This is a genomic window from Dokdonella ginsengisoli, assembly GCF_042652785.1.
Lineage (GTDB): Bacteria > Pseudomonadota > Gammaproteobacteria > Xanthomonadales > Rhodanobacteraceae > Dokdonella_A > Dokdonella_A ginsengisoli.
This window is the reverse complement of record NZ_JBHSHD010000010.1, coordinates 890,426-901,237: the sequence shown is the minus strand read 5'-3', so window position 1 is coordinate 901,237 and position 10,812 is coordinate 890,426. Positions and strand designations below refer to the sequence as shown.

Genomic DNA, 10,812 nt, shown 5'->3' with positions numbered 1-10,812 from the left:
CGGGTCAGGGCAGCGTTTCGAGCGTCGCGGCCAGCGCGCGCTCGAGGCGGCGGTCGAAGGCAGTATCGGCCGCGCCGAGCCCGGTCCATCGCGCCAGCAGCGCGACGAGTTCCTGCTGCGGGCTCGCCGCCGCGCCGCCGCGCATGCGCGCCGACAGGCGCTCGACCTGCAGGATGCGGCGGCGTTCGCGGTCTTCTTCCGGCGAGTCGACGCCGGCGAGCATTTCCAGTTCGATCACGGCCGTGCGCGCCGTGTCCTCGTCGGCGACGGCGATGTCGGAAGACGCGGCGCGATCGAATCGCTCGTTCAATGCGGCGCCGGCGACGTCGGTCGCCTCCGTCGCATTCCAACGTTCGCGCAGCGAGTCGGCGGCGCCGCCGCCCTGTTCGGCCTCGCGGCACAGCCGGTAGCGCGCCAGCCAGTGCGCGAAGCGCGCCTGGCGGACGCCGCGCTCGCGCTGCTCGGCCGCGGTGCGCAGGGCCGCCCGGGCGGCGTCGAAGCGCTTGCGCAGTCCGTCGTCGACGCGGTCCAGCGCGCCCCAGGCCTTCTCGATCCGCGAGGCGGCCGTGCGGTCCGCGTTTGCGGCGTCGGCGGCCAAGGTCTCCAATTCCGCGCACAGGGCTTCGGCCTGGCCGCGCGCTTCTGCGTCGCGCGCCGAGCGTTCGGCGCGCTCGGCGTCGAGGCGTCCGAACACCGCGTCCAGCGCGGCGCGGAACGCCTTCCACTGCGCCTGGTCGCGATCGCGCCGGCCGGAGCCGATGGTCTGCCATTGCTGCTGCAGCTCGCGCGCGGAGGCCACCGCGCCGCGCTGCAGCGTCGGCTGGGTCAGCGCCTCGGCGCGCGCGATCAGGTTGCGCTTGGCCGCGGCAATCTCCTCGTCGCGCGCGGCGATGCGCGCATCCAGCGTGGTCAGGCCGTTCTTCAGGCGTTCGGCCAGCGCCTTGCGCTCGCGCGGCTCGACGCGGTCGAGGTCGCGCAGCGCGGCGACGATCTCGCGCCGCGCCGCGATCACCGCCGACGCGTCGGCGCCATCACCGCCGCTCGCGGTGGCGCGTTCGAGCACTTCGCTGATGCGCTGCGCCTGCGATTCGCGCAGCTCGTGGCGTTTCTTGAAGTAGGCGCGCGCCGGCGCCAGGGCGTTGCGGCAGGCGGCGTGGAAACGGCGCGCGAGGCCGCCGTGGCGTGCCGCCTCGGGACCTTCGATGGCGTCCAGACGGGTCCATTCGGTCTGCGCGTCGCGCACGCGGGCGGCGACCGCATCGGGATGCGGCCCCGCCTCGGCGAGCGCTTCGATCTCCTCGCACAGCTGGCGCCTGCGCTGGCCGTCGGCCCAGTGCTGCCAGCGGCTGAGTTCGGCGTGGCGCTGCTCGGCTGCGGCCAGGCGCTGCATCAGCGCGCGCGGCAGCGGTGCCTCGCTCTGCCGGCGCAGCTCGTCGATCTCCGCTTTCAGTGCGTGAGCACGGCCGCTCGCGCCGGCTTCGAGCGCTTCCGCCAGCGGAGCCAGAGCGGCCTCGATGCGCGCGAACAGCGCCTGCTGCCGTTCACGCTGCTGCTGACGCTCGGCGTTCGCGCTGTCGAGCGAGGCGTTGAAACGCACCTGCGCCAGCAGCGCATTCACGGCCGCCGGGTCCGTCGCCGGCTCGTCGCCGGCGGCGGCTTCCTCGGCCGTTTCCGTTTCTCCGGCAGCATCCGTTTCGGAAACCTCGACCCTGTCCACGACCGGCTCGACAGCGGCCTGTTCGGCGACGGCCTCTTGCGCCGGGGCGACATTCGCCACCGGCGGCCGCTCGCTGCGGCTGGCCAGCAGCAGCGCATGGGCGGTGCGATAGCGCTGCCGCAGCGGCTCGGCGATGCGCACCTGGATTTCGTCCCAGCGTGCGTCGATCTCGGCTTCGGCGTCGGGCGCCTGCGGTTCGCGCACGAGCTGCTCGAGCCGTTCGCACAGCGCGCGGGCGCGCTGCTCGAGCGTGGCGTCGTCGCCGCGCCCGATGCGCAGGGCCTCGACGCGCTCGCGGGCGAGCCGGTTGATCTGCTTGTCGGACTTGCGCGCGCGTTCGGCCAGGCGCAGCAGCTGCGCCTCGTCGTCGACGCGCGCGAGCGCGGCGGCGCGCACGTTCGCATCGGCGTCTTCGAGCGCGCGTTCGAAGAACAGGGCGGGGCGCCGCGCCAGGTCCAGCGCCGCCAGCCGCAGTTCCGGTTCGCGCGCGCGGCGCGCGAGATGCTCGATCAGCTCGGCGTCCTCCTGCGCCTTCAGCAGGCGCAGGCGGTCGGGCAGCGCCGGCGCCGAGGCGTGCGCGCCGGACATCAGCTCGAACCACAGCGCGCGCGCCTGCCGCCGCACGTCGGCGTCGGCGTCGTCGTTCGCCATCCCCTGCACCAGCCCCGGATCGGCCAGGCGGCGCATCGCGGCGATGCGCGCACCGGGATCGGCGTCCTCGCGCGCCAGGCGTGCGAGCTCGGCGATCAGCCCGGATTCGTTGTCGGCCGCGATCGCGGCGCGACGGACCGCCGCGTCTTTCGACTGCCAGCGCGGTTTGCTCAGGAATGCAGGTAGTTTCATAAGTTGAAAAGTGCGGCCAGGATGGCCGCTTTGTGATTCTCGCGATCACGGATGATCGCATTGGCGAACACTCAGAACAGGTTCCTGATGATGCGGAATCCGGCGACGTAGCTGCCGATCATCGTGCCCAGCGTGACGAACAGGAAGTTCAGCAGGGTGCGCGCGATGCGGTTCTTCCACCAGCCGCTCCAGTGCGCGACGTCGTCGCGCAGGCTGTCGAAATCGGCCACGCGCGGGCGGCGCAGCCAGGCTTCGACGCCGGCGCTGAAGGCGGAGGCGGGAATGCCGGGGCGGAAGGGCTTGAGCGGCGCGGCGATGAACGCGGTGAGCACGCTGAGCGGATGCGCCGCGGCCGCGATCGCGCCGAGCGCGGCGAAGCCGCCGCTGAACACGACCCAGGTCTGCAGGGCCTCGATGCCGCTGCGCGCGCCGCGTGTGAAGGCGAAGCCGATCGCCGCGGCGATCGCGACGAAGGCCGCCGCGGCCAGCCATTTCGGCCAGCGCGACGCCGGCGGCAGGCGCGAGAGCTTCTCCAGCAGCGGCTGCGGAATCTCGTTCTGGCCCGCCAGTTCCTTCTCGATGCCGGCCAAGTGCCCGGCGCCGATCACCACCAGCACGCGCTTCACCGGAGTTTCCGCCGCGTGCTGGCGCAGGCGCGCGGTCATGTAGCGGTCGCGCTCGCCGATCAGCGTGTCGTACAGCGGCGGCGATTCGCGCGCGAATTCGTTGAACATGCTGCCGAGCAGGTCGCCCTGCTTGAGCTTTTCGATCTCGTCCTCGCTGACGTCCTCGCGCGTGAGCAGGCTGGCGCCGAGGCCGCCGACGATGGCCAGGCGGTCGAGGAAGCCGACACTGCGGTAGGCGCGCTTGAGCGTCGTGCCGATCTCGCGGTCGATCAGCCAGATCGGCAGGCCGCGTTCGTCGGCTCCGTCGATGGCGGCCTTCATCTCGGCGCCCGGTTCGATGCCGAACTGCTCGGCGAGGCGGCGCTGGAACGCCGACAGCGCGAGGTTGGCGGCGACCAGGCCGGCCTTGCCCTGGCGGATGACCTGGAACAGGTCGAGCTTGCGGAACGCTTCCGGGTCGCGGATCGACTGGTAGCGCGGTTCGCACAGCTCGACGGCGACCGCGTCGAACGGCTCGGCGGCGAGCAGCGCGTGCACCGCCTCGACGCTGGCGCGCGACACGTGCGCGGTGCCGAGCAGCACGTACTCGACCTCGCCGCGGCGGACGCGGGACACCGGCTGCTCGGCCAGCGCGTCGGAAACGGAAACGGATTCGGGCGTCGGGGCGGCGGCGGAAGCGTTCAATCGCGGAACCGTTTGGTCAGGTCGGCGTAGGCGTCGATGCGGCGGTCGCGCAGGAACGGCCAGATGCGGCGCACGTTCTCGCTGCGCGCCAGGTCGACGTCGACGAGCAGCAGCTCGCGCCGGTGGGTGGAGGCATGGGCGAGGAATTCGCCCTGCGGCCCGGCGACGAAGCTGGAACCCCAGAAGTCGATGCCGCGGCCGCCCTCGGGCCCCGCCTCGAAGCCGGTACGGTTGCAGGCCAGCAGGGGCAGGCCGTTGGCGACGGCGTGGCCGCGCTGCACGGTGATCCAGGCGTCGCGCTGGCGGTCCTTCTCGTCCTGCGTGTCGGCCGGGTCCCAGCCGATCGCGGTCGGGTAGAGCAGCAGTTCGGCGCCGGCCAGGGCCATCAGGCGCGCGCCTTCCGGGTACCACTGGTCCCAGCAGACCAGCACGCCGAGCCGGCCGACCGAGGTGTCGATCGGTTCGAAACCGAGGTCGCCCGGCGTGAAGTAGAACTTCTCGTAGAACGCCGGATCGTCGGGGATGTGCATCTTGCGGTACTTGCCGGCGATGGCGCGGGAGCGGTCGAACACCACGGCGGTGTTGTGGTACAGCCCGGCGGTGCGGCGCTCGAACAGGGAGGCGACGACGACCAGCCGCAGCTCCTCGGCGAGCGCACCGATGCGCTGCGTGCTGGGGCCGGGAATCGGCTCCGCGCGGTCGAACTCGTCGACGCTTTCGTGCTGGCAGAAGTACGGTCCGTTGTGCAGTTCCTGCAGCAGCACCAGTTGCGCGCCGGCGGCGGCGGCCTCGCGCAGGCCGGCCTCGATCGCATCGAGATTGGCTTCGCGGCTGCCGCGGTCGGTCTCCTGCAGGAGGGCGACCTTGAGGGATCTTTGTGTCATTTTGTTTCGGGACGTTCCGGAACCTGCGATGGTAGCGCGGATCGATGTCCGTCGTGACCGCGACGGCCTTGCCGACGACCGTTGACGGGTGTACGAAAGGAGGCGGAAGGGGCAAGGACAGATGAGCGTGGTGCACGTTCTGATCGTCGCCGGCACGGAAGAGGCCGGACGGATCGAAAAGCCGCTCGGTGGCACCGGCGGCCCCGCTTTCGTGGTGGAGCGCTGCGGCGACGTCGCGGCCGCCGCGGGGCGGTTGCGACAGGCGGTCTTCGAGGCGGTCGTGCTGGGCCTGCCGTACGCGGACGAGGCGGCGCTGGCCGCGGTCCGCGAGCTGCACGGCGTCGCCCCGGACAGCGCGATCGTGATGGTCGCGGCGCGCGAGGACGAGGGCTTCCGGGCGGCCCTGGTGGAGAGCGGCGCGCTCGACTGCATCGGCCTGGACGAGGTCGAGGCGCGCATCCTGCGGCGCGTGCTGCGCAACGCGGTTTCGCGCCGCCGCCTCGAGCGCGGCATGCGCCTGCGCGAGGCGCAGCTGCGCACGCTGTTCGATCTGAATCCGCACCCGATGTGGGTCTACGACGCGCGCACGCTGCGCTTCCTTGCCGTGAACCAGATCGCGATGCGTTCGTACGGCTACAGCGAGGACGAATTCCTGTCGATGACGGTCGCCGACATCCGCGCCGCGGACGAGGCCGAGCGCCTGCGCTCGCACGTCGCGGCCGGCCTGCCGGCGCATTCCCCGGAAGGCCTGTGGCGCCACGTCGACCGCGCCGGCAACGAGATCGAGGTCGAGATCAGCGCGCAGGCGGTGCCGTTGTGGGGGCCGCATGCGCGGCTGGTGCAGGCGCGCAACGTGACCGCCGAGCGCCGCGCGATCCGCGCCATCGAAACCAGCGAGCGGCGCTTCCGCGACCTGTTCGAATACAGCGCCGGCTACATCTGCATCCACAGCCTCGAAGGGGTCCTGCTGGCGATCAACCCGGCGGCGGCCGCCTCGCTCGGGCGCACCGTCGCCGAGCTGCTGGGCGCATCGCTGCTGGACCTCATCGGCCCGGCGCTGCGCGCCGAATGCGCGGCCTATCTGCGCCGCATCGCGCGCAACGGCGAGGACCAGGGTTTCCTGCGCGTGCGCACGGGCGACGGCGTCGAGCGCCTGTGGCAGTACCGCAACCGGCTGTTCGCCGACGTCGACGGGGTCACGCGCGTGATGGGCTACGCGCAGGACATCACGGCGCTGCGCGCTGCCGAACGCGAGCGCGAGCTGAGCGAACACCGCCTGCGCACGATCGCCGATGCGCTGCCGCTGATGATCGTCTACGTCGACGCCGACCAGCACGTCGCCTTCGCCAACAACGCCTACCGACGCCTGCGCCGCGGCAGCGGCGAGGTGGTCGGACGGCACCTGCGCGACGTGCTCGGCGAGCGGCGCTACCGTCAGCGCCTGCCGTACCTGGAGCGCGCGATCGCCGGCGAGCGGGTGGTGTTCGAGTTCGAGGAAGGCGAGGGCGAGGGCGCGCGCAGCATCGAGGCCACGCTGATTCCCGAGCGCGGCGAGGCAGGCACGGAAGTGCTCGGCGTGCACGCGATGATGCAGGACGTCACCGCGCAGAAGCGCGAGGAGCGGCGCCTGCTGCATCTCGCGCGCGTCGACGCGCTGACCGGTCTGCTCAACCGCACCGGATTCCATGAGCGCCTCGACAACGCGATCGCGCGCGCGCGCGACCAGGGCTCGTTGCTGGCGCTGCTCTACCTTGACGTCGACCACTTCAAGCAGGTCAACGACACCCACGGGCACGCGGCCGGCGATGCGCTGCTGCGCGCGTTCGCGACCCGGCTCGGCGAGAAGGTGCGCGGTTCGGACGTGATCGCCCGGCTCGGCGGCGACGAGTTCACGGTGCTGATCGAGGCGCTGTCCGACGTCCGCCACGCCGAGCGCGTCGCCGGCAAGCTGGTGGCGGCGATGCGCCGGCCGTTCGAGCTGCCGGGCGAGGCCTCGATCGTCTCGGTTGGCGTCAGCATCGGCATCTGCCTGTGCCGCGGCGGCCTGCTCGCGGCGAACGAGATGCTGGTGCAGGCGGACACCCTGCTGTACGCGGCCAAGCAGGCCGGCCGCGGCACGTTCCGCCTGGCCGCGGTTCCGGCCGACGGGGAGGCCGGACGTAACGCGCGTTGAGAGGCGCCTACGCCGCCAGCACGCCGGCCGGAAGCTGCATCGTCAGGCAGTGCACGCTGCCGTTCTGCCAGATCAGCTCGCGTGCGTCGACGGCGACGACCGCGCGCCCCGGATGCGCGGCGGCGACCACGCGCGCGGCGTCGGCGTCGGCCGGATCGCCGTAGGCGGGCATCACCACGGCGCCGTCGACGACCAGGTAGTTGGCGTAGGACGAGGCGAGGCGGCGGCCGTCGTCGACGATCGCGCGCGCCCACGGCAGCGGATGCAGGCGGTACGGGCGGCCGTCGGCGGTGCGCAGTCCGGCGATCTCCTCGTGCATGCGCGCGAGTTCGTCGTAGTGCGGATCGGCCGGGTCGTCGCAGGTCTGGAACACGATCGCGTCGCCCGGCGCGAAGCGCGCCAGCGTGTCGATGTGCGCGTCGGTGTCGTCGCCTTCGAGATAGCCGTGCTCGAGCCAGAGCACGCGCGAGGCGCCGAGCGCGTCCTTCAGCAGCGCGTCGATCTCCTCGCGCGTCATCTGCGGATGGCGCTGATGCAGGCAGCGCCAGGTCGTCAGCAGCGTGCCGGCACCGTCGGATTCGATCGCGCCGCCCTCGAGCGCCCAGTCGATGCGGCGGTGGCCGGCCGAACCGAACAGGCCGCGCGCGATCAGGGTCTCGATCAGGCGGTCGTCGCGGCCGCCTTCGAACTTGCCGCCCCAGCCGGTGAAGCGGAAGTCGACCAGGCGGAACCGCGTGCCGTCGCTGAGCGTGAGCGGGCCGGAGTCGCGCAGCCAGGTGTCGTCGTAGGCGGCCTCGACGTAGCGCAGGCGCGCCGCGTCGACGCCGGCGGCGGAGAGCAGCGCGCTGGCACGTTCGCGCACGGCGCCGTCGGCGACGCAGATCAGCAGCGGCTCGTGGCGTGCGATCGCGCCGGCCAGGCCGACGTAGGCCTTTTCGATGCGTTCCAGGCGCGCGGCCCAGTCGGTCTGCGCGTGGGGCCAGGCGATGAGAACCCCGTCCTGCGGTTCCCACTCCGCAGGCAGGCGGAAACGGTCGGTCATCGGATCAGGACTTCGGCGGGGCGTCGTCGCGCACGCTGTGGATCACGCGGCTGCGCTCGAAATAGACGGTGTAGCCCTGGTAGCGCCAGCGGTTGATCGGCGGATGCCGCGGCGCGTCGCCGCCGGCGGTCGGCAGCTTCTCCAGCGGTGCGCCGTAGCGGCGTTCGACCTGCGCCATGCTCAGGCCGCGGCCGGGCATGCCGGCGGCCGCGCGCGGCGCCTTCGCGCCGGTGGCCAGCACCTCGGCCTGCGCGGAGGGGGCCGCCAGGGAGCTTGCGCAGAGCACTGACGCTGTCACGAGAACGAACTTCAGGAACATGGCGCAATCCCCTGATCTGATTGTGGAAAAAAAACCTGCAGGCGGTCGTTCGCGCTCTTTTTAACAGAACCCTGCGAACGGTTCCATGACGCCGCCGTCAGTTGCGGCCGGAAACGAGAAAGGGCCGCATCGGCGGCCCTTTCGTCGGAATCCTGGCAGCGAAGCCGGCTCAGCGCTGGCGCGCCTTGAAGCGCGGATTGCTCTTGCAGATCACGAACACCTTGCCGCGGCGACGCACGACCTTGCAGTCGCGATGGCGCTTCTTTGCGGACTTCAGGGATGACAACACTTTCATGGAACGCCTCGCGGAGGTTTTCTGGACACGGAAAGCGCGGAATTATAAGGAATTTCGACGGCCGTGCAAACCCCCGTGGCCGCGGCGCGCAGGGCATGCAGGCCGCGCCGCCGCCGCGAGCGCTGCATCGATGCCTTGATTCCGCGCCGAATATCCATAGCGTAGCGGCATGCCAAGGGTGCTGACCATCGAAGACGACGCGGTCACCGCGCGTGAAATCGTCGCCGAGCTGCAAAGCCGCGGCAACCAGGTCGACTGGGTCGACAACGGCCGCGAAGGCCTCGCGCGCGCGGTCGGCGGCGACTACGACGCGATCACGCTCGATCGCATGCTGCCCGAACTCGACGGCCTGGCCCTGGTGACTTCGCTGCGCAAGGCCGGAGTACAGACGCCGGTGCTGATGATCAGCGCGCTCAGCGACGTCGACGAGCGCGTGCGCGGCCTGCGCGCCGGCGGCGACGACTACCTGACCAAGCCGTTCGCGCCCGACGAGATGGTCGCGCGCATCGAGGTGCTGCTGCGCCGCCAGCAGGCGACCGCGCGCTCGACCGTGCTCAGCGTGGGCGACCTCGTGCTCGACCTGATCGAACGCAGCGCGCGCCGCGCCGGAAAGGAACTGGAACTGCTGCCGATCGAATTCCGGCTGCTGGAATTCCTGGTGCGCAACTCGGGCCAGGTGCTCACGCGCACGATGATCTTCGAGGCGGTGTGGGGCTACCATTTCGATCCCGGCACCAACGTTATCGACGTGCACATCGGCCGCCTGCGCAAGAAGGTCGATCCGCCCGGCGTGCCGCCGCTGATCGCCACCGTGCGCGGTTCGGGGTACATGCTTGTTGAAGCTCAGTGACCACTGGCGCTCCGCCACCGCACGCCTGATCTTCATCTACGGCGCGTTCTTCGTCGTCTGGAGCAGCCTGCTGATCGGCCTGGTGTACTGGGAGACGTCGCGCTACCTGTCGCACGTGGTCGACGAGATCCTCGAGCAGCGCGCGCACTACCTGCTCTCGCTGGACCGCGAGCGCCTGCCGCAGGCGCTGGAGGCGACCGGCGCGCTGGACCTGCGCGGCGTGATGTCGCTCGGCCTGTTCGCCTCGGACGGCACGCCGCTGGAGGGCAACCTGCAGAAGGTGCCCGCCGACCTGCCGGCCGACGGCCGCATCCGCGAACTGCCGCAGGGCCTGCTGCGCGACGGACGCGAACCGCAGCGCGCGCGCGGCTTGGCGATGCGGCTGCGCAGCGGCGAACTGCTGGTCATCGCGCGCGACACCAGCGTGATCGACCAGGTCGGCGTGATCCTGCGCCATGCGCTGTTCTGGGGGCTGACCCTGACGGTGATTCCGGGCGCGATCGGCGGCCTGCTGCTGAGCCGCCGGCCGCTGCGCCGCGTGCGCGAGATCGAGGCGGCGATCGCGCCGATCGCGCGCGGCGACCTCGGCCGGCGCCTGCCGGTGTCCAAGCGCGGCGACGAGGTGGACCTGCTCGCCGGCATCGTCAACCGCATGCTCGGCGAGATCGAACGCCTGATCGGCGAGGTGAAGGGCGTGTGCGACAGCATCGCGCACGACCTGCGCACGCCGTTGACGCGCCTGCGCACGCAGCTGCATCGCCTGCAGCAGAAGGGGGACGAATGCGCGGACCGCGGCCTGCTGCTCGAGCGCTGCGTCGCCGACGTCGATTCGCTGCTGGACCGCTTCCGCGCGCTGCTGCGCATCTCCGAACTGGAAGACCTGCGCCGCCGCGCCGGCTTCGGCGACGTCGACCTTGGCCAGACCCTGCGCCAGGTGCACGAGCTGTACGCCCCGCTGGCCGAGGACCACGGCATCGCGTTCCGCGTCGAGACGCCGGCGCGCGCCTGCGTGCGCGCCGACCCGAACCTGCTGTTCGAGGCGTTCAGCAACCTCGTCGCCAACGCGATCAAGTTCACGCCGAGCGGCGGCAAGGTCTGCGTGCGTGCGAGCGTGGAGGCGCGCGGCGCGCGCGTGGACATCCTCGACAGCGGGCCGGGCATCCCGAGCGGCGAGCGCGACATCGTGCTGCAGCGCTTCTACCGCAGCGAGCGCGACCGCGAGCTGCCGGCGCAGGGCTACGGGCTGGGACTGAGCATCGTCTCGGCGATCGTGCGCCTGCACGGATTCTGCCTGCAGATCGGCGACAATGACGGCGGTGGCGCGCGCATCAGCATCTGCTGCTGGGGCCAGTCGCTGCCGTCGCAGCCGCAGTTCTGAA

The 10,812-nt window shown here is 71.7% G+C and carries 9 protein-coding genes; 3 read left to right on the top strand and 6 right to left on the bottom strand.

Annotated elements, in window-relative coordinates; genetic code table 11:
* Window positions 1–4 precede the first annotated feature (4 nt).
* The 3 genes from ACFO6Q_RS16050 to ACFO6Q_RS16040 form a co-directional block, all read right to left on the bottom strand.
* Window positions 5–2,560: a DUF349 domain-containing protein gene (locus ACFO6Q_RS16050; RefSeq protein ID WP_380022111.1), complete on the bottom strand. Its 2,556-nt coding sequence runs from the start codon at window positions 2,558–2,560 to the stop codon at window positions 5–7.
* Between the two features lie 71 nt (window positions 2,561–2,631).
* Window positions 2,632–3,870, bottom strand: a complete 1,239-nt coding sequence (locus tag ACFO6Q_RS16045; RefSeq protein ID WP_380022110.1) for a TraB/GumN family protein — start codon at window positions 3,868–3,870, stop codon at window positions 2,632–2,634.
* Window positions 3,867–4,754 carry a carbon-nitrogen hydrolase gene (locus tag ACFO6Q_RS16040; RefSeq protein ID WP_380022109.1) on the bottom strand — a complete coding sequence of 296 codons (888 nt, stop codon included), beginning with the start codon at window positions 4,752–4,754 and terminating at the stop codon, window positions 3,867–3,869. The genes ACFO6Q_RS16045 and ACFO6Q_RS16040 overlap by 4 nt, the downstream gene beginning before the upstream one ends.
* A 121-nt stretch (window positions 4,755–4,875) precedes the next feature.
* On the opposite strand from ACFO6Q_RS16040, the gene ACFO6Q_RS16035 reads away from it, so the two are divergent.
* Entirely contained in the window at window positions 4,876–6,927 is a 2,052-nt protein-coding gene (locus ACFO6Q_RS16035) for a diguanylate cyclase domain-containing protein (RefSeq protein ID WP_380022108.1), read from the top strand.
* Window positions 6,928–6,934: 7 nt separating this feature from the next.
* On the opposite strand, the gene ACFO6Q_RS16030 is transcribed toward ACFO6Q_RS16035, so the two are convergent.
* From ACFO6Q_RS16030 to ykgO, 3 genes are all read right to left on the bottom strand, one after another.
* On the bottom strand, window positions 6,935–7,969 hold the full coding sequence (locus tag ACFO6Q_RS16030; RefSeq protein WP_380022107.1) for an agmatine deiminase family protein: 1,035 nt from the start codon (window positions 7,967–7,969) through the stop codon (window positions 6,935–6,937).
* Between the two features lie 4 nt (window positions 7,970–7,973).
* On the bottom strand, window positions 7,974–8,288 hold the full coding sequence (locus ACFO6Q_RS16025; RefSeq protein WP_380022106.1) for a hypothetical protein: 315 nt from the start codon (window positions 8,286–8,288) through the stop codon (window positions 7,974–7,976).
* Window positions 8,289–8,457: 169 nt separating this feature from the next.
* A complete protein-coding gene (gene ykgO / locus ACFO6Q_RS16020; RefSeq protein ID WP_291187865.1) occupies window positions 8,458–8,583 on the bottom strand; it encodes a type B 50S ribosomal protein L36 in 126 nt (41 codons plus the stop codon).
* 169 nt (window positions 8,584–8,752) lie between these two features.
* Between ykgO and ACFO6Q_RS16015 the strand changes: the two genes are divergently transcribed.
* Together ACFO6Q_RS16015 and ACFO6Q_RS16010 are read left to right on the top strand one after the other, a co-directional pair.
* A complete protein-coding gene (locus tag ACFO6Q_RS16015) occupies window positions 8,753–9,433 on the top strand; it encodes a response regulator transcription factor (protein ID WP_380022105.1) in 681 nt (226 codons plus the stop codon).
* Window positions 9,417–10,811, top strand: coding sequence for a sensor histidine kinase (locus ACFO6Q_RS16010; protein WP_380022104.1), 1,395 nt, complete (start codon window positions 9,417–9,419; stop codon window positions 10,809–10,811). Before ACFO6Q_RS16015 ends, ACFO6Q_RS16010 begins: the two co-directional genes overlap by 17 nt.
* Window position 10,812 lies beyond the last annotated feature (1 nt).